General features: G+C 61.2%; 15 protein-coding genes, 3 tRNA genes and 1 pseudogene. 15 read left to right on the top strand and 4 right to left on the bottom strand.

All coding sequences use genetic code 11. From position 1 onward, the window contains the following. Positions 1–490: 490 nt before the first annotated feature. Genes H4I97_RS09420 through H4I97_RS09410 form a run of 3 tightly spaced genes read right to left on the bottom strand, consistent with a single transcriptional unit; the run spans position 491 to position 3,523 of the window. On the bottom strand, positions 491–973 hold the full coding sequence (locus tag H4I97_RS09420; RefSeq protein ID WP_182304394.1) for a hypothetical protein: 483 nt from the start codon (positions 971–973) through the stop codon (positions 491–493). After that, complete coding sequence (locus tag H4I97_RS09415) at positions 970–2,874, bottom strand: DNA primase family protein (RefSeq protein WP_182304393.1); 1,905 nt, start codon at positions 2,872–2,874, stop codon at positions 970–972. Before H4I97_RS09415 ends, H4I97_RS09420 begins: the two co-directional genes overlap by 4 nt. Positions 2,875–2,887: 13 nt before the next feature. Beyond that, positions 2,888–3,523 carry a hypothetical protein gene (locus H4I97_RS09410; RefSeq protein WP_182304392.1) on the bottom strand — a complete coding sequence of 212 codons (636 nt, stop codon included), beginning with the start codon at positions 3,521–3,523 and terminating at the stop codon, positions 2,888–2,890. Between the two features lie 242 nt (positions 3,524–3,765). On the opposite strand from H4I97_RS09410, the gene H4I97_RS09405 reads away from it, so the two are divergent. Next, on the top strand, positions 3,766–4,077 hold the full coding sequence (locus tag H4I97_RS09405; RefSeq protein ID WP_182304391.1) for an MliC family protein: 312 nt from the start codon (positions 3,766–3,768) through the stop codon (positions 4,075–4,077). Here H4I97_RS09405 and rlmB read toward each other — a convergent pair. Continuing rightward, complete coding sequence (rlmB, locus tag H4I97_RS09400) at positions 4,074–4,958, bottom strand: 23S rRNA (guanosine(2251)-2'-O)-methyltransferase RlmB (protein ID WP_182304390.1); 885 nt, start codon at positions 4,956–4,958, stop codon at positions 4,074–4,076. The genes H4I97_RS09405 and rlmB overlap by 4 nt on opposite strands. 205 nt (positions 4,959–5,163) lie before the next feature. Between rlmB and H4I97_RS09395 the strand changes: the two genes are divergently transcribed. From H4I97_RS09395 to H4I97_RS09330, 14 genes and pseudogenes are all read left to right on the top strand, one after another. Continuing rightward, positions 5,164–5,248, top strand: a tRNA-Tyr gene (locus H4I97_RS09395). A 22-nt stretch (positions 5,249–5,270) separates the two neighbouring features. After that, positions 5,271–5,344, top strand: a tRNA-Gly gene (locus H4I97_RS09390). Positions 5,345–5,566: 222 nt separating this feature from the next. Beyond that, positions 5,567–6,742, top strand: a complete 1,176-nt coding sequence (tuf, locus tag H4I97_RS09385) for an elongation factor Tu (protein WP_182304381.1) — start codon at positions 5,567–5,569, stop codon at positions 6,740–6,742. 211 nt (positions 6,743–6,953) lie between these two features. Then, positions 6,954–7,619, top strand: coding sequence for a hypothetical protein (locus H4I97_RS09380; protein WP_182304389.1), 666 nt, complete (start codon positions 6,954–6,956; stop codon positions 7,617–7,619). 126 nt (positions 7,620–7,745) lie between these two features. Next, a tRNA-Trp gene (locus H4I97_RS09375) sits at positions 7,746–7,821 on the top strand. 184 nt (positions 7,822–8,005) lie between these two features. After that, positions 8,006–8,206, top strand: a complete 201-nt coding sequence (gene secE, locus H4I97_RS09370) for a preprotein translocase subunit SecE (protein ID WP_112691122.1) — start codon at positions 8,006–8,008, stop codon at positions 8,204–8,206. Between the two features lie 16 nt (positions 8,207–8,222). After that, on the top strand, positions 8,223–8,753 hold the full coding sequence (nusG, locus tag H4I97_RS09365) for a transcription termination/antitermination protein NusG (protein ID WP_112691121.1): 531 nt from the start codon (positions 8,223–8,225) through the stop codon (positions 8,751–8,753). A 146-nt stretch (positions 8,754–8,899) separates the two neighbouring features. Then, a complete protein-coding gene (gene rplK, locus H4I97_RS09360) occupies positions 8,900–9,331 on the top strand; it encodes a 50S ribosomal protein L11 (protein ID WP_099057545.1) in 432 nt (143 codons plus the stop codon). Between the two features lie 2 nt (positions 9,332–9,333). Next, positions 9,334–10,032 carry a 50S ribosomal protein L1 gene (rplA, locus tag H4I97_RS09355; RefSeq protein WP_182304388.1) on the top strand — a complete coding sequence of 233 codons (699 nt, stop codon included), beginning with the start codon at positions 9,334–9,336 and terminating at the stop codon, positions 10,030–10,032. A gap of 341 nt (positions 10,033–10,373) precedes the next feature. Then, positions 10,374–10,892 (top strand): 50S ribosomal protein L10, encoded by a 519-nt coding sequence (gene rplJ, locus H4I97_RS09350; protein ID WP_182304387.1) that lies wholly within the window; start codon positions 10,374–10,376, stop codon positions 10,890–10,892. A 58-nt stretch (positions 10,893–10,950) separates the two neighbouring features. Then, positions 10,951–11,334 carry a 50S ribosomal protein L7/L12 gene (rplL, locus tag H4I97_RS09345; RefSeq protein ID WP_182304386.1) on the top strand — a complete coding sequence of 128 codons (384 nt, stop codon included), beginning with the start codon at positions 10,951–10,953 and terminating at the stop codon, positions 11,332–11,334. 262 nt (positions 11,335–11,596) lie between these two features. After that, a pseudogene (rpoB, locus tag H4I97_RS09340) lies at positions 11,597–15,732 on the top strand (DNA-directed RNA polymerase subunit beta). Between the two features lie 196 nt (positions 15,733–15,928). Beyond that, positions 15,929–20,143 (top strand): DNA-directed RNA polymerase subunit beta', encoded by a 4,215-nt coding sequence (gene rpoC / locus H4I97_RS09335; RefSeq protein WP_182304385.1) that lies wholly within the window; start codon positions 15,929–15,931, stop codon positions 20,141–20,143. 155 nt (positions 20,144–20,298) lie between these two features. Continuing rightward, positions 20,299–21,351, top strand: coding sequence for a cytochrome-c peroxidase (locus H4I97_RS09330; RefSeq protein ID WP_182304384.1), 1,053 nt, complete (start codon positions 20,299–20,301; stop codon positions 21,349–21,351). The last annotated feature ends 15 nt before the right edge of the window (positions 21,352–21,366 follow it).

Here is a 21,366-nt window from a genome sequence, read left to right as displayed (position 1 = left end):
GGGTGGGGAACGGGGTACGGTCCCTAACCCAGGGGGTGCCCGACGGCCCTTGAGAACCAAGACCAACGCCAAGGCGACCAACAGATCAAACATCCATTCCATCCACCACTCTGTGGTGGATTGTGGTTGGTAGTGGTGGATTTCTGTGGTGGGTATTATCTATATAATTCAATTAGTTCGGTGGATGTGGTGGATTTTTACGCGTATACGCATAGAGAGTTTTTCCGAGCGGAAATGTCACTATTTTTTCTCGTATATGTATATACCCCCCAAAAATTCCACCACATCCACCACGCCAGATGCAAGTCTCTGAAATCGCTTTTGAATTCCGAATTTCGACTATCCGCCACCGCCTACCACGATACGCCACAATCCACCGCGGAATACATATCTCGCCGTTTTATGCGACGGGAAACGAGACGTTCAAACGCAAATGAGACCGGAAATCCGGTCTCATTCTGAGGTTGGGCGCTCGGACTGCGGGAGGGGGTCAGGGGCAATCGTACCGCTGAAGGATGGATTGCAGCCGCTTGGCCTTTGGGATGGCGAGGCCGCGCTGCAGGATCGCCCACCAGGTCGCGGCAGGCTCGGCAGGCGGCGGCGCCCCTCTGCGCTCGCGCGGCCACCGTCTGGTCTCATAGGAGGTGGCAGAGAGGTCCATGAGCCGCGCCGCCGCGATCGGCGGGTGTTCGCGGAACTGCTCGCATGATCGCCACAGACGGCTCAGCGCCTGGTCACGCCATCGAAGACGCTCTTCCCGCTCCAGAGAAATGCCGCCATGACGGCGCAGGCCGAGCGATTTGTCGAGCGATGTCTCGCCCCGCCGTCCGAGGTAGTCGTCCAGCCGGTCGACGATGAAAGAGCGGCAATCCTCGGGGAGGTCCTTGCCTTCGTCGAGATGGTCCCGAAGCCGCCGCAGCGCCGCGATCTCGAACGGTTCGATTTCCTGCGGGACCGGAGAGGAAGAGCTCAAAGGCCACTCTCCGGAAAGGGCTCGTCATCGCCGTATGTCGGCCGTGGCGCCGAAAACTCGTCCGACAGGGCAATTCCGGTGTAGACGAAGCGGTCCCGCCGTTTGATCCGTGTGAACTTGCGGGCGACGATCCGGCCGAAGGCATTGTTGGAGATCGGCCGACCGCGCTCCGCCTCGGCGAACCGCGCATAGGCATCATAAAGCTCGCCTGCGGGTATCTCCGCGCCGTGCCGCACGACGATGCACCGCGCCACGAAGGCTGCTGTCGGGTCCTGGCTGTCACGATACTCCTGTGTCGCCCCGCGCACCGCCTCCGGAATGACGAGGCCTTCCGTCAGGAAGATTGCAACGCCCTCGATGAGCCAGTTCAGGATGCCGGAATATTCCGGCTTGAACATCGCCATCATCTCCTCGAATTCGCGCCGCTCGGCGTCGGGGATCTTCACAGGCCAGTGGACGACGGACATTCGGCGCCAGATACCTTCGTCGGTTCCCTTGATGCGCGGATATCCGTTCCCACTCATCATTGCGACGAAGAGCGGCTCGAAATCCATGTATCCCGCAAACAGATCGCGAGCCGTGATCGTCTCGCCGCCGGTCAGCTCCTTGACCAGGTTTTCCTTCAGGTCCTCACCTTCCGGAAGCTCCTTCACCCGAAGGAATCTGCAGCCGTAGAGGCGGGCGAGGTCGGGGCTCGCCCCGCCGCCTGGTCCGCTCTCCCCGATGAGAGAGGTCGCCGGCAGGGTGACCGCCATGTCACCCAGGAGCCGCGCCAGCACTTCCATGTAGACCGATTTGCCGTTCGCCCCTGCGCCGTAGTGGAAGAAGAGTTTCTGCACCTTCACGCCCACGAGGCCGAGCCCCGACGCGACCTGCACAAGCCGCCTTACTTCAGGGTCAGGAAGCACCTTCTCAAGGAAGGCTATCCATTCCGGGCATTCCGAGTCTCGATCGAAGCTCGCATTGGCAAGCTGCGTGATCAGGTGTTCCGACCGATGTCCGTGCAATACCTCTAGGCGGACATACTGGCAGGTGCCGGAACCATCCGAAGAGTGAACAGGCTTGAATGTCAGCGTGGCGTTCTGGCAGGCAAAACGGAGAGGATCAGCGTTGAATTCGTCGGGCCTCTTGAGTACGTGCGGCCACGCCATTTTCAGCATGGAGGAGACGCGCTGCGAGTTCTTGCTCGACACGCCGAATTCCCGTCGGCGTTTCACTCGTTTGGCATATTCCGCAAGCGCCTCGTCGGCCTTCGCGACGGTCTTCTTCTGGTCGCCCGTCCGGTCTTCCTCGGCAATCTCTCTGTGCGGTTTGGCCTCGTCGATCGCTTCCTGCCAATCCTTGTCGGGTTTCAGGTGCGTCGCCTCGATCTGGATAAGGTCGCCGATCTCCTGGGCCAGCAAGGTCGCCTTTTCGCGCCCCTGCCTATAGTCCCATTTGCGGCCGTCCCACACTGCAAGCATCGGCTCTTTCGCCTTGTCCTGCGCAATGACGAGGATCTTCCCCTCGTGATAGGTGAGAAGCCGTTTGGCGTTATCGGTGTCCGAGTGGTCGAGACCTGCGCAATATTCGATGGCCGTTGGATCGATCTTCCCCTTTCCGCGTCGCGGCTCGCCGTCGCCACCAACCACAACGACTTCCACCGAATGCAGCATCTTTCGCCCTTTTGCGGGACCATCGGACCGAACCCTCTTCATGATGACGGAAAGCCCGCCGGGCGGGTTGCGCAGCATCTTGTGAACGCGACGGTGGCCATGCTGCAGACGGTCGAACGGCAGGAATTTGCGCCAGTCTTCCGGGATATCTTCCGGTACCAGGGAGAGCGGCAAGTCCCCGGAGGAATAGACGCGATCAAGCGCTACCCGCTCCGCCAGCATATCGAGGACGACGACGGGAACCATTCTTTCTGTTGTCCTAGTCACGTGCCGGTCTCCCGTCTCGGCCGCGTCCGACGACCGCAAGCGCGTCGTCGACGCTGAGATTGAATTTCTTCATGATGGTCCGAAGCTGCAGACCTCGTCCGCCCTTTAGCTTGGCAACGTGGTTGGCGTTCCGCGCGAGCCGGCGGCGCTCGGCAAAGTTCACATCCACCGCCGCAGAGGCCTGATAGCTGTTTTGCAAGTCCAGCTTCTCGTTGGCCCTGGAAACGTCGAACATGGTCCGCAGCGCACGCCCGATCCGTCGGTGGCGGTCCACGAGCAGCGCGACCGTCAACTCTCGGTCGCGCGCAGAGAGATGATGTCGCGATGAGATGGCATCGAAAGATTCTTCAGATTGAAGATAGCCGCAGAGAATGCGGCCTATTCGAGTGACCCGAGCTTCTTTGGCCGCCGCCAATTTGGCGCTGGACGAGCGAGGTTCGCAGCCTAGCCGGACGATGGCGTCCGAGCTTTGTTTCTCGGCCTCTTGAAGGAGGATGTAGAGATCGTAAATCGCCCCGGCATCAAGGTTTCTCTTGAGTATGGCGCCCGGCAGATCGACGCGGCCCATGACCAGATCGCCGAACGCCCACACGACCTGGTGATCTTGTGGAGTAAGCTCATACGCCATGGCGCACCGACACATAGGGTGAGGGGTACCGTTCGAAAAGCGATTGGAAATCAATGGTCAGATTTCCCCTGACGAACCTACTTATGTTATTGATACATAAAGTAACTTCTACTTCTGCCGGGGGCACCATTTTTCTCAGGGCCATTCTTTGCCGCCCGCTTCCGCTCTCCGCCCTTCTTGACATTTGTCGTAGTCCCGCGTGCCTCGTTGCGTTATGATCGTCAGAGTTGCAGGAGGCTCCCATGATCCGACGTTTGCGCGTGTTTGCAGGACTGGTCGCGTTTGCCGTGCCGGCGGTGCCGGCTATTGCCGAGGACGTGCCGACGGCCGTCTACATGTGTGAGAACGGCAGCACGTTCACCGTGCGTTTCGAGAACGATACGGCCTATGTGCGCTTCCCGGACGGCAAGGCCTACGATCTCCCGGTCGCGATCTCGGGCGACGGCTTCCGATACGAGGCGGATGGTGTCGAACTGCGGGGCAGGGGCGAGGATGCGACCCTCACGGTGCCGGGGACGGCACCGCTCGTCTGCCGAGCGGAAGACACCGACTAGGACGCAGCCTTCGCGAGGAACTGCCGCGAGGCGTAGAGCGCGATCGCTGCCGCATTGGAGACGTTGAGCGACTTGATCGCCCCCGGCATGTCGAGCCGGGCGAGCGCATTAACGGTTTCGCGCGTCTTCTGGCGCAGGCCCTTGCCTTCCGAACCGAGCACGAGCGCAATCTTCTCGCCGCGGAAGGTGCCTTCGAGCGGGGCCGGCCCCTCCGAATCGAGACCGATCGAATAGAAGCCGAGGCGGTGCAGTTCGCCGAGCGCATCGGCGAGATTGGTGATCTGGATGTAGGGGATGAGTTCGAGGGCGCCCGAGGCCGATTTGGCCAGCACGCCCGATTCGGTCGGGCTGTGGCGCTGGGTGGTGATCACCGCTCCGGCATTGAAGGCAACCGCCGAACGCATGATGGCGCCGACATTGTGGGGGTCCGTCACCTGGTCGAGCACGAGCAGGAGCGGACTTTCCTTCAGCGCTTCCAGGCGTCGGACGGGCAGGGGCCGGGTCTCCAGCATCACGCCCTGGTGGATCGCTTCAGGACCGAGGATCTTGTCGAGGTCCTGCGGCGTCACCGTCTCGAACGGAATTCCGAGGTTTTCCACAGATGAGATTTCGAGCCTGACCAGCGCATTCTGCGTCGCCGAAAGCTTGATCAGCTTGCGCTCGGGGTTGTCGAGAGCGGCACGGACGGTGTGCAGGCCGTAGAGCAGCACCTGCTCGGGAGCGAGCTGCGGCGGTGTCCAGCCTTCGGCGGATTTCTTCCGCTTCTGAGGTGCCGGGGTGGGGATTTCTCCCCTCTCGCGCTTGGCGTCACGCACCTGGCGGCGCAAGGTGGCATAGTGGCTGTCGCGGGCGGATCTGTCTTTGGAAGTGTCTTTGGCCATGCGGCTTTATAGCGACGAAGTCTTGCGGCGGATAGAGGTGCCCGGCGGCGGCGGCGTTTTTGCGAGGCGCGGAAAAATTTCGGCAAAATTCCCCTGACATCGTGTTGACATCGACCGGCAGGGCGGTCATATACCCGCCGCAGATCACGGGGGCATCGCTCCGAGGATCTGGAGAAAGCTTGGTCGCTTGATCCGGTCGGAGACTGGAGGGATGCCCGAGTGGTTAAAGGGGACGGACTGTAAATCCGTTGGCTCAGCCTACGTTGGTTCAAATCCAACTCCCTCCACCATTCCGACATCGGATCGAACACCGCGGGTATAGCTCAATGGTAGAGCAGCAGCCTTCCAAGCTGAATACGCGGGTTCGATTCCCGCTACCCGCTCCAAATCGCACCCACAACCCGAACTCGCGTGTTTGCCGGTCTGTCGCCGGTGCCGGCCGGCTGTTTCGGTCTATTTTGCGCAGGCGAGACGGTATCCGGATCGCCCATGCCGCGGCCTTTGCCGCGCAGAGCAAATAGGTCTTGCGCAATTGCTGCGAAAGCCTTAAACGGCGGCACTAAACCCGTTTGCCGGGTCAACCATTTACGATCATAGGAAGCATTCAAATGGCAAAGAGTAAGTTTGAGCGCACGAAGCCGCACGTTAACATCGGCACGATTGGCCACGTTGACCATGGCAAGACGTCTCTGACGGCGGCGATCACCAAGTACTTCGGTGAATTCAAGGCCTATGACCAGATCGACGCGGCACCGGAAGAAAAGGCTCGTGGTATCACGATCTCGACGGCGCACGTCGAGTATGAAACGGCGAACCGCCACTACGCGCACGTCGACTGCCCCGGCCACGCCGACTACGTCAAGAACATGATCACCGGTGCTGCGCAGATGGACGGCGCGATCCTGGTTTGCTCGGCTGCCGACGGCCCGATGCCGCAGACCCGCGAACACATCCTGCTCGCCCGCCAGGTCGGCGTTCCGGCGATCGTCGTGTTCCTGAACAAGGTCGACCAGGTTGACGACGCCGAGCTTCTCGAACTCGTCGAGCTCGAAGTTCGCGAACTGCTGTCGTCCTACGACTTCCCGGGCGACGAAATCCCGGTCATCAAGGGCTCGGCTCTTGCTGCTCTCGAAGACAGCAACAAGGAAATCGGCGAGAACGCCATCCGCGCTCTGATGGATGCTGTCGACGCCTACATCCCGACGCCGGAACGTCCGATCGACCAGCCGTTCCTGATGCCGATCGAAGACGTGTTCTCGATCTCGGGCCGTGGTACGGTTGTGACCGGCCGCGTCGAGCGTGGCATCATCAAGGTCGGTGAAGAAGTCGAGATCGTCGGCATCCGTCCGACCATCAAGTCGACCTGCACGGGCGTTGAAATGTTCCGCAAGCTGCTCGACCAGGGCCAGGCCGGCGACAACATCGGCGCGCTGCTGCGCGGCGTTGACCGCAACGGCGTTGAGCGTGGCCAGATCCTGTGCAAGCCGGGTTCGGTCAAGCCGCACAAGAAGTTCATGGCTGAGGCCTACATCCTGACGAAGGAAGAAGGCGGCCGTCATACGCCGTTCTTCACGAACTACCGTCCGCAGTTCTACTTCCGCACGACGGACGTGACGGGCATCGTGTCGCTTCCGGAAGGCACGGAAATGGTCATGCCGGGCGACAACGTGACGGTTGAAGTCGAGCTGATCGTTCCGATCGCGATGGAAGAAAAGCTGCGCTTCGCTATCCGCGAAGGCGGCCGTACCGTCGGCGCCGGCATCGTCGCCTCGATCATCGAGTAAGTTTCGGTTCCTTTAAGGGACCGGGAGAGCCCCGCCGGAAACGGCGGGGCTTTCGTCTTTTTATAATCCTTCGTCATGCGCGGGCAGGAAGGCTGCGCTGCAGGCCTGCGGGTTGCGGCAGAGCTCCCGTGGTGGTAGAAAGTTATCAGTGATTTCGCCGCGCTCGCATGGTTCGAGCGCATTCGACGGCCGACAAACCACGGTTCCCGATGTGAAGACGATTCGTTCCGCGGCGACGACTGTTGCCGTTTGCCTGGCGTTCGGCTGCCTGCCTCTCGGCGCGGCGGCGCGTGCCGATGACGGCCGGCCGCTCATCTGGAACGTCTCGAAGGCCGGTGATCGCGCCTTCCAGTTTCGCACCGGCCTTCGCTGGTCCGGCCTGTTCTCCCCGAGCGTCGGTGCCGACACGACGATGACGGCGGCGACGAAGGGCAGCGATGGATCGCGGGAGGTGCCATTCCGCCTTTGGGGAAGCGTCGCGCTGGGGGCAGGGGCGACCGCCTCCGGTGCCTGGCAGGTGAGCGCCGGCGCAGGCTATGACCCTGCGATCGGCCGCCAGGCGCTTTCGCTCTCGCAGACCGGACAGTGGTCGGCGACGCCGGCGATCGACATTGCTGCTTCCCGTGCGGTGGAAGCGAGCGCGATTGCGGGACATTCCGTCGGTATCGTCGCGCGGCAGTCGGTGAAGGTCGATTTTTCCGATCTCGGCACATCCTTGCGGATGGACGGCGTCCTCGACGGGCGCACCCGTGCCGCTCACACGAATCTCGGTATGGAAAAGAGGCTCTTGAGGGGCGTCGCCCTCACTGCCGATATCTCCGATCCGTTCCGCTCGAGCTCCGCCACCTTCGGTGCCCGCGTGCAGCGTCACTGGTGAGCGTGAAAGATCGCACCGGCCTGTCGAAAAAGCGAAAAACAGGCTTGCCAATCGTTTCGGCTCACCTTAAAGGAGCGCCATGCCAGCGCGCAGGACGCGATTTTATGTCGCGCCGGTGCCGGGTCTAGGGGTATAGCTCAGTTGGTAGAGCGGCGGTCTCCAAAACCGCAGGTCGGGGGTTCGAGCCCCTCTGCCCCTGCCATGTCCCTTTCGAAGAGGACGTAGAACCGCGCGCCCGAGGCAATCGGGCGGGCCGGCAAAAGTTTGCATAATATCGATTTCGCTCTTGTGAAATACGGAATCGGTGTTTATGTAGGGTGAAACAGACACGCGGTGCGTGGGGCTGACATAGTCGGCTTTACGCGCCGTAAAAGCGTGGGCAATAGATGGCATCCAAGACAAATCCGTTTGCGTTTCTGCAGCAGGTCCGCTCCGAGACGAACAAGGTGACATGGCCCACTCGTCGCGAGACGATGATCTCCACGGCCATGGTTCTCTTCATGGTGCTTTTTGCGGCGCTGTTTTTCTTTTCGGCAGATCAGATCATCGGTTGGCTTATCGGCCTGGTGCTGAGCGTCGGTAATTAATCGGGCGGAGACGGACATGGCGGCGCGTTGGTACATCGTCCACGCTTATTCGAATTTTGAGAAGAAGGTGGCTGAATCCATTGAGGAGAAGGCCAGGCAGAAGGGGCTCGAGCATCTTTTCGAGAAGATCCTCGTGCCGACCGAGAAGGTGGTCGAAGTGCGGCGTGGCCGCAAGGTCGACAGCGAGCGCAAGTTTTTCCCGGGCTATGTCCTGGTGCGCGCCGATCTGACCGACGAGGCCTATCATCTCATCAAGAATACCCCGAAGGTGACGGGTTTCCTCGGTTCCGACAACAAGCCGGTTCCGATCCCGGACTACGAGGCTGAGCGCATCCTGGGCCAGGTCCAGGAAGGTGTCGAGCGCCCGAAGTCCTCCGTCTCGTTCGAGATCGGCGAACAGGTTCGCGTTTCCGACGGTCCGTTCGCCTCGTTCAACGGCACCGTTCAGGATGTCGACGAAGAGCGTTCGCGGCTCAAGGTGGAGGTGTCGATCTTCGGTCGCGCTACGCCGGTCGAGCTTGAGTATTCTCAGGTCGAGAAGGTCTGAGTATCAGGGCGGTCATCCGCCCTGTTCCGCGTGGGAGGATGAAGGCCTGAAGCCGGGTCTTTCAGACGCACCACGCAACCGCAGCCGCCGATGCAAGTCGGCATTTTCGGGCCGGGCGACCGGTCCTTAAGGAAAGGCAGAGAGAAATGGCTAAGAAAGTTGCAGGCCAGCTCAAGCTGCAGGTCAAGGCAGGATCGGCAAACCCGTCCCCGCCGATCGGCCCGGCACTTGGTCAGCGTGGCATTAACATCATGGAATTCTGCAAGGCGTTCAATGCCGCCACGCAGGAAATGGAAAAGGGTATGCCGATCCCGGTCGTCATCACCTACTACCAGGACAAGTCCTTCACCTTCGCGATGAAGCAGCCGCCGGTTACCTACTGGCTGAAGAAGGAAGCGAAGATCACCTCCGGCTCCAAGACGCCGGGCAAGGGTGCGAAGGTCGGTACCATCACCAAGGCTCAGGTCCGTGCGATCGCCGAAGGCAAGATGAAGGACCTCAATGCAGCCGACGTCGAAGGCGCAATGGCGATGGTCGAGGGCTCTGCCCGCTCCATGGGCCTGGAAGTGGTAGGTTGATCATGGCTAAGCTCGCAAAGCGCATTCAGAAGATCCGCGAAGGCATTGATCCGGCGAAGCTCGTCGCTCTGTCGGACGCCATCGCAATGGTCAAGGAACGGGCCGTCGCCAAGTTCGACGAAACCGTCGAAATCGCGATGAACCTCGGCGTTGACCCGCGTCACGCCGACCAGATGGTTCGTGGCGTCGTCAACCTGCCGAACGGCACCGGTCGCGACGTTCGCGTCGCCGTCTTCGCCCGTGGCGTCAAGGCTGATGAGGCCAAGGCAGCCGGTGCGGATATCGTCGGTGCGGAAGAACTCGTCGAGATCGTCCAGGGTGGCAAGATCGACTTCGACCGCTGCATCGCGACCCCGGACATGATGCCGCTCGTCGGTCGTCTCGGTAAGGTTCTCGGACCCCGCGGCATGATGCCGAACCCGAAGGTCGGGACCGTCACCATGGACGTCGCCGGTGCCGTCAAGGCTTCCAAGGGCGGCGCCGTTGAGTTCCGCGTCGAGAAGGCCGGTATCGTTCATGCCGGTATCGGCAAGGCTTCCTTCGACGCCAAGGCGCTCGAAGAAAACATCAAGGCCTTCGCTGACGCCGTCATCAAGGCGAAGCCCGCTGGTGCGAAGGGTAACTACGTCAAGCGCGTAGCGATCTCCTCGACCATGGGCCCGGGCGTCAAGATCGACCCGTCGTCGGTCACTGCGGCCTAAGAATTCTTCCGGAGCCGCGAGGCTCCGGAATACAGTGATTTCCGGTCCGAAAGGACCGGGAATTTCCGGGGAAACCCGGAACTCCTGTCCGAGATTGCAGGCGGCTTTGGCCTTAATCGTCATGGTCTGCATGAGACGGGTAAGACCCGGATTTGGAAAGGCACGTGGTGTCTTGAAAGAGTCGGTTCGAGCCTAGTGTGCCTTGTGCCTGGAGCCAGACGGCGACAGTGCGAGGGGACAGGATCCTCAAGCGTCGCTTGGGGTCCGATCTGAAGGATCCCTTGAGGCAAAGGCAAACCGGCAGGGTCCGAGACATCGGTCCTGCCAACTGGAGACAGACAGTGGAAAGAGCGGAAAAACGCGAATTCGTCACGGAGCTGAACGAAGTCTTCAAGGCTTCCGGTTCGGTTGTCGTGGCCCACTATGCTGGTGTCACAGTCGCGCAGATGAACGACTTCCGTTCGAAGATGCGCGCTGCTGGCGGCACCGTCAAAGTCGCGAAGAACCGTCTGGCCAAGATCGCTCTTCAGGGTACGGAGTCGGAAGGGATCTCTGATCTCTTCAAGGGTCAGACGCTGATCGCATACAGCGAAGACCCGATTGTGGCTCCGAAGGTCGTCATGGATTTCGCCAAGACCAACGACAAGCTCGTTGTTATCGGCGGCGCCATGGGGGCAACCGCTCTCAACGCGGATGCAGTCAAGTCGCTTGCGACCCTGCCTTCGCTCGACGAGCTGCGTGCGAAGCTGCTGGGCCTCCTCAACGCCCCGGCTACCCGCATCGCTACGGTTGTCGCAGCACCGGCAAGCCAGCTTGCCCGCGTGTTCTCGGCCTACGCCAAGAAGGACGAAGCCGCCTAAGGTGGTTTTTCGCTGTTAATATCGAACCAGTTCGAACCGAACAAAAGGAACTAGTAAAATGGCTGATCTCGCAAAGATCGTTGAAGACCTCTCCTCGCTGACCGTTCTGGAAGCCGCTGAGCTTTCCAAGATGCTCGAAGAAAAGTGGGGCGTTTCGGCTGCTGCACCGGTAGCCGTTGCTGCCGCTGGTGGCGCTGCTGGCGGCGCTGCTGCTGCTGCTGAAGAAGAAAAGACCGAATTCGACGTCATCCTCGTCGATGCCGGCGCCAACAAGATCAACGTCATCAAGGAAGTCCGCGGCATCACCGGCCTCGGCCTCAAGGAAGCCAAGGACCTGGTCGAAGGCGCTCCGAAGCCGGTCAAGGAAGGCGTATCCAAGGGCGAAGCTGCTGACCTCAAGAAGAAGCTTGAGGAAGCCGGCGCCAAGGTCGACGTCAAGTAATATCGGAACAGCTTGTGGGAGGGGACGTTTTGTCCTCTCCCATTCGCCGTTTCTCGAGAACAGATTACCCAAAAGCCCGTCAAAACGGCTTTTGGGTAATGGGTTCTTCAAGAGGATGGTTCCAACCCGACCCGCCAGGCAATCCGGCCGGCCGTTCGGTGACAGGAACGAGGTTGAACGTTTCCCATTGATTGACGGACCTGACTGGCCAGCAGGTTCCGTCTGTTGCAGGCCCGGATGCACAAATTGACAAGGAGCGACGATGGCTCAGACCCTTTCCTTTAATGGTCGCAGGCGCGTACGCAAGTTTTTTGGAAAAATTCCAGAAGTCGCGGAAATGCCGAACCTCATCGAGGTTCAGAAGGCTTCTTATGACCAGTTCCTCATGGTCGACGAACCCCGCGGGGGCGTCCCGACGAGGGACTTCAAGCCGTTTTCAAGTCCGTCTTCCCGATCACCGACTTCTCGGGCGCTTCGATGCTCGAATTCGTGTCCTACGAATTCGAACCGCCGAAGTTCGACGTCGATGAATGCCGCCAGCGTGACCTGACCTATGCTGCGCCGCTCAAGGTGACGCTGCGTCTCATCGTGTTCGATATCGACGAGGACACCGGTGCCCGCTCGATCAAGGACATCAAGGAACAGTCGGTCTACATGGGCGACATGCCGCTGATGACCAACAACGGTACCTTCATCGTCAACGGTACCGAGCGCGTCATCGTTTCCCAGATGCACCGCTCTCCGGGCGTGTTCTTCGATCACGACAAGGGCAAGAGCCATTCTTCCGGCAAGCTGCTGTTTGCTGCGCGCGTGATCCCGTATCGCGGATCCTGGCTCGACATCGAGTTCGATGCCAAGGACATCGTCCATGCACGTATCGACCGTCGCCGCAAGATCCCCGTGACGTCGCTGCTGATGGCACTCGGCATGGACGGCGAAGAGATCCTCTCGACCTTCTATTCGAAGTCCGTCTACCAGCGCGACGCTGACGGCTGGCGCGTTCCGTTCAGCCCGGAAGCGCTGAAGGGGGCCAAGGCCATCACCGACATGATCGACGCCGACACCGGCGAAGTGGTCGTCGAGGCAGGCAAGAAGTTGACCCCGCGTCTGCTCCGGCAGTTGCAGGAAAAGGGCCTGAAGGCCCTCAAGTCCAGCGATGACGATCTCTACGGCAACTATCTCGCCGAGGACATGGTCAACGTGGCGACCGGTGAGATCTATCTCGAAGCCGGAGACGAGATCGACGAGAAGTCGCTGCAGGTGATTCTGGATTCCGGGTTCGACGAGATCCCGGTTCTCGGCATCGACCACATCAACGTCGGCGCCTACATCCGCAACACGCTTTCCGCCGACAAGAACGAGAACCGCCAGGACGCGCTGTTCGACATCTACCGCGTCATGCGTCCGGGCGAACCGCCGACCATGGAATCGGCCGAAGCCATGTTCCAGTCGCTGTTCTTCGATGCCGAGCGCTACGACCTGTCGGCCGTCGGTCGCGTCAAGATGAACATGCGTCTCGACCTCGACTGCCCGGACACCGTCCGCGTGCTCCGCAAGGACGACATCCTGGCCGTCGTCAAGATGCTGGTCGAACTGCGTGACGGCAAGGGCGAGATCGACGACATCGACAACCTCGGCAACCGTCGTGTCCGTTCCGTCGGCGAACTGATGGAGAACCAGTACCGTCTCGGCCTGCTCCGCATGGAGCGCGCGATCAAGGAACGCATGTCCTCGATCGAGATCGACACGGTCATGCCGCAGGACCTGATCAATGCGAAGCCGGCGGCTGCCGCCGTTCGCGAATTCTTCGGTTCCTCGCAGCTCTCGCAGTTCATGGACCAGGTGAACCCGCTTTCGGAAATCACCCACAAGCGCCGTCTTTCGGCTCTTGGCCCGGGTGGTCTGACCCGCGAGCGCGCAGGCTTCGAAGTCCGCGACGTTCATCCGACCCACTACGGCCGTATCTGCCCGATCGAAACGCCGGAAGGACCGAACATCGGTCTGATCAACTCGCTCGCCACCTTCGCCCGCGTCAACAAGTACGGCTTCATCGAAAGCCCGTACCGCAAGATCGTCGACGGCAAGGTGACTAACGAGGTCGTATACCTGTCGGCCATGGAAGAGGCGAAGTACTACGTCGCCCAGGCGAACTCCGAGATGACCGCCGACGGCGCCTTCGTCGAAGAGTTCGTCGTCTGCCGTCACGCCGGCGAAGTCATGCTCTCCCCGCGCGACACCATCAATCTGATGGACGTCTCGCCGAAGCAGCTCGTCTCGGTTGCGGCCGCGCTCATCCCGTTCCTGGAAAACGACGACGCCAACCGCGCTCTCATGGGCTCGAACATGCAGCGTCAGGCCGTGCCGCTCCTGCGTGCGGAAGCTCCGTTCGTCGGTACCGGCATGGAGCCGGTCGTCGCCCGTGACTCGGGTGCTGCGATCGCTGCCCGTCGCGGCGGCGTGGTCGACCAGGTGGATGCGACCCGTATCGTTATCCGCGCAACGGAAGACCTCGATCCGTCGAAGTCGGGTGTCGACATCTACCGTCTGATGAAGTTCCAGCGTTCGAACCAGAACACCTGCGTCAACCAGCGTCCGCTGGTCACCGTCGGTGACGTTCTGAACAAGGGCGACATCATCGCGGACGGTCCGTCGACCGATCTCGGCGACCTGGCGCTCGGCCGCAACGCGCTCGTCGCGTTCATGCCGTGGAACGGCTACAACTATGAGGACTCGATCCTCATGTCCGAGCGCATCGTGAGCGAAGACGTCTTCACCTCGATTCACATCGAGGAGTTCGAGGTCATGGCCCGCGACACCAAGCTGGGTCCGGAAGAAATCACGCGCGACATTCCGAACGTTTCGGAAGAAGCGCTGCGCAACCTCGATGAAGCCGGTATCGTCTACATCGGTGCAGAGGTTCAGCCGGGCGATATTCTGGTCGGCAAGATCACGCCGAAGGGCGAAAGCCCGATGACGCCGGAAGAGAAGCTTCTGCGCGCCATCTTCGGTGAAAAGGCCTCCGACGTTCGCGACACCTCCATGCGCATGCCGCCTGGCACGTTCGGCACCGTCGTCGAAGTTCGCGTCTTCAACCGCCACGGCGTGGAGAAGGACGAACGCGCGATGGCGATCGAGCGCGAGGAAATCGAGCGTCTCGCGAAGGACCGCGACGACGAACAGGCGATCCTCGACCGCAATGTCTACGGCCGTCTGCTCGACATGCTGCGTGGCCAGGCGTCCATCGCCGGTCCGAAGGGCTTCAAGAAGGGCGTCGAGCTCTCCAACGCCGTCGTCTCGGAGTACCCGCGTTCGCAGTGGTGGATGTTCGCCGTCGAGAACGAGAAGGTCCAGAGCGAGGTCGAAGCGCTGCGTGCCCAGTACGACGAATCCAAGTCGCGCCTCGAACAGCGCTTCATGGACAAGGTCGAGAAGGTCCAGCGCGGCGACGAAATGCCTCCGGGCGTCATGAAGATGGTCAAGGTCTTCGTCGCTGTGAAGCGCAAGATCCAGCCGGGCGACAAGATGGCCGGCCGTCACGGTAACAAGGGTGTCGTCTCGCGCATCGTTCCGGTCGAGGACATGCCGTTCCTCGAAGACGGCACGCATGTCGACATCGTGCTGAACCCGCTCGGCGTGCCGTCGCGCATGAACGTCGGCCAGATCCTCGAAACGCACCTTGCCTGGGCCTGCGCCGGTATGGGCAGGAAGATCGGTCAGATGCTTGAGGACTATCGCAAGCACCTCGACATCAGCGATCTGCGGAAGGAACTGACGGACATCTACGCGTCCGAAGCCCACGACGAAGTGAAGAACTTCGACGATGCGTCGCTGGTCAAGCTCGCCGAAGAAGCCAAGCGCGGTGTGTCCATCGCGACTCCGGTCTTCGACGGTGCGCATGAAAGCGATGTCGCCTCGATGCTGAAGCGTGCGGGTCTCGATCCGTCGGGTCAGTCGGTCCTGTACGACGGTCGTACCGGTGAAGCCTTCGACCGCAAGGTCACCGTCGGCTACATGTACATGATCAAGCTGAACCACCTGGTCGACGACAAGATCCACGCGCGTTCGATCGGTCCGTACTCGCTCGTTACCCAGCAGCCGCTGGGCGGCAAGGCGCAGTTCGGCGGTCAGCGCTTCGGGGAAATGGAAGTCTGGGCGCTCGAGGCCTACGGTGCAGCATACACCCTGCAGGAAATGCTCACCGTCAAGTCGGACGACGTGGCGGGCCGTACCAAGGTCTACGAGGCGATCGTGCGCGGCGACGACACCTTCGAGGCGGGCATTCCCGAGAGCTTCAACGTTCTCGTCAAGGAAATGCGCTCGCTCGGTCTCTCCGTCGAGCTCGAGAACTCGAAGATCGGTACCGAGGACGGGAGCCAGCTTCCGGACGCCGCCGAATAACAGGTTGACAAGGGCGTGCGTGGCGAAGGCCGCGCACCCCATCCCCTCCCGGGACAGCCGTTCCGGATCTGGCCGGGGCAGGGGAGTTTCGCCGCATTTCGCGGTTATTGTCATTTAGGGGTCCGGAGCGGCAACCCGGGATTTCGCCGCCACCGTGACCCAATTGAGGGCTCTTTGCCCCATCAAGGAGACAGGCATGAACCAAGAGGTCATGAACCTTTTCAACCCGCAGGTGCCGGCCCAGCACTTCGATTCGATCCGCATCTCGATCGCGTCGCCGGAAAAGATCCTTTCCTGGTCCTACGGCGAGATCAAGAAGCCGGAGACGATCAACTACCGTACGTTCAAGCCGGAACGTGACGGCCTGTTCTGCGCGCGCATCTTTGGACCGATCAAGGACTACGAGTGCCTGTGCGGCAAGTACAAGCGCATGAAGTACAAGGGCATCATCTGCGAAAAGTGCGGCGTCGAAGTCACGCTGTCGCGCGTTCGCCGCGAGCGCATGGGCCACATCGAGCTCGCAGCCCCGGTCGCCCACATCTGGTTCCTGAAGTCGCTTCCCTCGCGCATCTCGACGCTCCTCGATATGACGCTGAAGGATGTTGAACGCGTCCTCTACTTCGAGAACTACATCGTGACCGAGCCCGGCCTGACGGCGCTCAAGGAACACCAGCTTCTCTCCGAAGAAGAGTACATGCTGGCTGTCGACGAGTACGGTGAAGACCAGTTCACGGCGATGATCGGTGCAGAGGCCATCTACGAGATGCTCGCCTCGATGAACCTCGACAAGATCGCCGGCGACCTGCGTTCGGACCTTGCCGACACCTCCTCGGATCTGAAGCAGAAGAAGCTGATGAAGCGGCTGAAGATCGTCGAGAACTTCATCGAGTCCGGCAATCGCCCGGAATGGATGATCATGAAAGTCGTCCCGGTCATCCCGCCGGACCTGCGTCCGCTGGTTCCGCTCGATGGCGGCCGTTTCGCGACGTCCGACCTCAACGATCTCTATCGCCGCGTCATCAACCGTAACAACCGTCTGAAGCGCCTCATCGAGCTGCGCGCGCCGGGCATCATCATCCGCAACGAAAAGCGCATGCTGCAGGAATCTGTCGATGCGCTCTTCGACAACGGCCGTCGCGGCCGCGTCATCACCGGCGCCAACAAGCGTCCGCTGAAGTCGCTGTCCGACATGCTCAAGGGCAAGCAGGGCCGCTTCCGCCAGAACCTGCTCGGCAAGCGCGTCGACTATTCCGGCCGTTCGGTTATCGTGACGGGGCCGGAACTGAAGCTGCACCAGTGCGGCCTGCCGAAGAAGATGGCGCTCGAACTGTTCAAGCCGTTCATCTACGCCCGTCTGGACGCCAAGGGTTACTCCTCGACCGTCAAGCAGGCCAAGAAGCTGGTTGAAAAGGAAAAGCCGGAAGTCTGGGATATCCTCGACGAGGTCATCCGCGAGCATCCGGTTCTCCTGAACCGCGCACCGACACTGCACCGTCTGGGCATCCAGGCCTTCGAACCGATGCTGGTCGAAGGCAAGGCGATCCAGCTGCACCCGCTCGTCTGCACGGCCTTCAACGCCGACTTCGACGGTGACCAGATGGCCGTTCACGTGCCGCTGTCGCTCGAAGCCCAGCTCGAAGCCCGCGTGCTGATGATGTCGACGAACAACATCCTGCATCCGGCAAACGGTCAGCCGATCATCGTGCCGTCGCAGGACATGGTTCTCGGCCTCTACTATCTGTCGATCCAGAACCAGAACGAGCCGGGCGAAGGCATGGCCTTCTCCGACATGGGCGAGCTGCACCATGCTCTGGAAAACAAGGTCGTCACGCTGCACGCCAAGATCCGTGGTCGCTTCAAGACCGTCGATGCCGAAGGCAAGCCGGTTTCGAAGATCTATGAAACCACGCCTGGCCGCATGATCATCGGCGAGCTTCTGCCGAAGAATGTCAACGTGCCGTTCGACATCTGCAACCAGGAAATGACCAAGAAGAACATCTCCAAGATGATCGACACGGTCTACCGCCATTGCGGACAGAAGGACACGGTCATCTTCTGCGACCGCATCATGCAGCTCGGCTTCACGCATGCTTGCCGCGCCGGCATCTCGTTCGGCAAGGACGACATGATCATTCCGGAAACCAAGGCGAAGATCGTCGGTGACACCGAAACGCTGGTCAAGGAATACGAGCAGCAGTACAACGACGGCCTGATCACGCAGGGCGAGAAGTACAACAAGGTCGTCGACGCCTGGGGCAAGGCCACCGAAAAGGTCGCGGAAGAAATGATGGCCCGCATCAAGGCGGTCGAATTCGACCCCGAGACCGGTCGCCAGAAGCCGATGAACTCGATCTACATGATGAGCCACTCGGGTGCTCGTGGTTCTCCGAACCAGATGCGCCAGCTGGGCGGCATGCGCGGCCTCATGGCCAAGCCGTCGGGCGAGATCATCGAGACGCCGATCATCTCGAACTTCAAGGAAGGCCTGACCGTGAACGAGTACTTCAACTCGACGCACGGTGCCCGTAAGGGTCTTGCAGACACCGCCCTGAAGACCGCGAACTCCGGTTACCTGACCCGTCGTCTCGTCGACGTGGCGCAGGACTGCATCGTCAACATGGTCGATTGCGGCACCGACAAGGGCCTGACCATGACGGCGATCGTCGACGCCGGCCAGGTCGTGGCCTCCATCGGCGCCCGCGTTCTGGGTCGTACCGCGCTCGACGACATCGATCATCCGGTCACGGGTGAGCGTATCGTCGATGCCGGCAAGATGATCATGGAAGCCGATGTCGTCGAGATCGAGAAGGCTGGCATCCAGTCGATCCGCATTCGCTCGGCTCTGACCTGCGAAGTTCAGACGGGCGTCTGCTCCGTCTGCTACGGCCGCGACCTTGCTCGCGGTACGCCGGTCAACATGGGTGAGGCCGTCGGTGTCATCGCCGCGCAGTCGATCGGTGAGCCGGGCACCCAGCTTACCATGCGTACCTTCCACCTTGGCGGCACCGCGAACGTGGTCGACCAGTCGTTCCTCGAAGCGTCGTACGAAGGTACGATCGCGATCAAGAACCGCAACATGTTGCGCAACTCCGAAGGCAATCTCATTGCCATGGGCCGCAACCTGGCGATCACGATCCTCGACGAACGCGGCGTCGAACGCTCTTCGCAGCGCGTCGCCTACGGTTCGAAGGTCTTCGTGGACGATGGTGACAAGGTCCGTCGCGGCCAGCGTCTCGCCGAGTGGGATGCATACACCCGCCCGATGATGACGGAAGTCGAAGGTATCGTACACTTCGAGGATGTCGTCGACGGCATCTCCGTTCTGGAAGCGACCGACGAGTCGACCGGCATCACCAAGCGTCAGGTCATCGACTGGCGTTCGACCCCGCGCGGCGCCGACCTGAAGCCTGCGATCGTCATCAAGGACGTCGCCGGCAACGTGCTCAAGCTGTCGCGTGGCGGGGAAGCCCGCTTCCAGCTCTCGGTCGATGCGATCCTGTCGGTCGAACCCGGCCAGAAGGTCTCCCAGGGTGATGTTCTCGCCCGTTCGCCGCTCGAAAGCGCCAAGACCAAGGACATCACCGGTGGTCTGCCGCGCGTTGCCGAACTGTTCGAAGCCCGTCGTCCGAAGGACCATGCCATCATCGCAGAGATCGATGGCACGATCCGGCTGGGCCGCGACTACAAGAACAAGCGTCGCGTCATCATCGAGCCGGCGGAAGACGGTGTCGAGCCGGTCGAGTACCTGATCCCGAAGGGCAAGCCCTTCCATCTTCAGGATGGCGACTACATCGAAAAGGGTGACTACATCCTCGACGGTAACCCGGCTCCGCACGACATCCTGGCGATCAAGGGCGTCGAGGCTCTGGCCTCGTACCTGGTCAACGAAATCCAGGAAGTCTACCGTCTGCAGGGCGTTGTGATCAACGACAAGCACATCGAGGTGATCGTTCGCCAGATGCTGCAGAAGGTCGAAATCACGGACTCGGGCGACAGCCAGTACATCGTCGGCGACAATGTCGACCGCATCGAGCTGGAAGACGCAAACGATCGCCTGATCGAGGAAGGCAAGAAGCCGGCATACGGCGAGCCTGTCCTCCTCGGTATCACCAAGGCCTCGCTGCAGACGCCGTCGTTCATCTCGGCCGCATCCTTCCAGGAAACCACCAAGGTTCTCACGGAAGCTGCGATCGCCGGCAAGACCGACACGCTGCAGGGCCTCAAGGAAAACGTCATCGTCGGCCGCCTGATCCCGGCCGGTACCGGCGGAACGATGACGCAGATCCGCCGCATCGCCACCTCGCGCGACGACCTCATCCTCGAGGAACGCAAGAAGGGCACCGGTGCGGATGTCGCGACCCCGATGCTGCAGGACCTCGCCGCTGGCGAGAACCTCCCGGCCGGCGAATAACCGTCGCGCCATTTCGAACATGAAGAGACCGCCCGGAGCAATCCGGGCGGTCTTTTGCATCTGCGGGTGGCGCACATCGACCTTGATCTATCGCAAGGTGCATTATTAGAATAAGTCTAAACTATGGGGTGTTCGAAACCGAATGGAGACTCCCCATGAAGAAGCTTTCGACTACCGTCTCGGCCCTTCTGGTTGCGACCTCGACCATGGCCGCCGACGCTGTTCCCGACATTCGTGCGCGCTCGCTCGAGGTCTTCAAGCCGTTGCCATCAACGACGCCGGCGGTGGCTCACAATCCGATCACGCCGGACAAGATCATGCTTGGCAAGGCGCTGTTCTTCGATCCGCGCGTATCCGCGTCCGGCGTCTTCTCCTGTAATTCCTGTCATAACCTAGCGACCGGCGGCGACGACAATCTGGAGACCTCGATCGGCCACGGCTGGCAAAAGGGGCCGCGCAATGCGCCGACGGCGCTGAACGCCGTCTTCAATATCGCCCAGTTCTGGGACGGCCGGGCGGAGGACCTGAAGGCGCAGGCCAAGGGGCCGGTGCAGGCGGGCGTCGAGATGGCGAACACGCCGGAGAACGTCGTTGCGACGCTGAAGTCCATGCCGGACTATGGCGAGTGGTTCAAGGCGGCCTTTCCCGGCGAAGCCGATCCGGTCACCTTCGACAATTTCGCCAGGGCCATCGAGGCCTTCGAGGCGACGCTCATTACGCCGGCACCGTTCGACGCGTGGTTGAACGGCGACGAAGAGGCGTTGACCCCGGACGAGAAGCAGGGGCTCGCGCTCTTCATGGACAAGGGCTGTTCCTCCTGTCACACGGGCATCAATGTGGGCGGGCAGGGGTATTTCCCGTTTGGCGTCGTCGAAAAACCGGGCGCGGACGTGCTGCCGCAGAACGACAAGGGGCGTTTCGCGATTACCAACACGGCGGACGATTCCTACGTCTTCCGTGCGGCTCCGCTCCGCAACGTCGCGCTGACGGCGCCGTATTTCCACTCCGGGAAAGTCTGGGACCTGAAGCAGGCGGTGGCGATCATGGGCACGGCGCAGCTCGGGCAGGAACTGAGCGATCAGGAGGTGACGCAAATCGTTGCTTTCCTCAATTCCCTGACCGGCAGGATGCCGGAGGTGAGCGTGCCGGTCCTGCCGCCGGAGACGGACGCGACGCCGCGGCCGAACGGGAAGATCGTCAAGAAATAGACCTGTCGACAGACG

The organism is Ciceribacter thiooxidans (assembly GCF_014126615.1).
GTDB classification, from domain to species: domain Bacteria; phylum Pseudomonadota; class Alphaproteobacteria; order Rhizobiales; family Rhizobiaceae; genus Allorhizobium; species Allorhizobium thiooxidans.
Note: the sequence above shows the minus strand (reverse complement) of the source record. Positions and strands in the feature narration are given on the sequence as shown.

What these genes read in the sequence shown, in the direction of transcription:
- H4I97_RS09415 (WP_182304393.1), bottom strand. Translation starts at nt 2,874, where the DNA reads ATGGTTCCCGTCGTCGTCCTCGATATGCTGGCGGAGCGGGTAGCGCTT.
- H4I97_RS09410 (WP_182304392.1), bottom strand. Translation starts at nt 3,523, where the DNA reads ATGGCGTATGAGCTTACTCCACAAGATCACCAGGTCGTGTGGGCGTTC.
- H4I97_RS09405 (WP_182304391.1), top strand. Translation starts at nt 3,766, where the DNA reads ATGATCCGACGTTTGCGCGTGTTTGCAGGACTGGTCGCGTTTGCCGTG.
- rlmB (WP_182304390.1), bottom strand. Translation starts at nt 4,958, where the DNA reads ATGGCCAAAGACACTTCCAAAGACAGATCCGCCCGCGACAGCCACTAT.
- tuf (WP_182304381.1), top strand. Translation starts at nt 5,567, where the DNA reads ATGGCAAAGAGTAAGTTTGAGCGCACGAAGCCGCACGTTAACATCGGC.
- secE (WP_112691122.1), top strand. Translation starts at nt 8,006, where the DNA reads ATGGCATCCAAGACAAATCCGTTTGCGTTTCTGCAGCAGGTCCGCTCC.
- nusG (WP_112691121.1), top strand. Translation starts at nt 8,223, where the DNA reads ATGGCGGCGCGTTGGTACATCGTCCACGCTTATTCGAATTTTGAGAAG.
- rplK (WP_099057545.1), top strand. Translation starts at nt 8,900, where the DNA reads ATGGCTAAGAAAGTTGCAGGCCAGCTCAAGCTGCAGGTCAAGGCAGGA.
- rplA (WP_182304388.1), top strand. Translation starts at nt 9,334, where the DNA reads ATGGCTAAGCTCGCAAAGCGCATTCAGAAGATCCGCGAAGGCATTGAT.
- rplL (WP_182304386.1), top strand. Translation starts at nt 10,951, where the DNA reads ATGGCTGATCTCGCAAAGATCGTTGAAGACCTCTCCTCGCTGACCGTT.
- rpoC (WP_182304385.1), top strand. Translation starts at nt 15,929, where the DNA reads ATGAACCAAGAGGTCATGAACCTTTTCAACCCGCAGGTGCCGGCCCAG.
- H4I97_RS09330 (WP_182304384.1), top strand. Translation starts at nt 20,299, where the DNA reads ATGAAGAAGCTTTCGACTACCGTCTCGGCCCTTCTGGTTGCGACCTCG.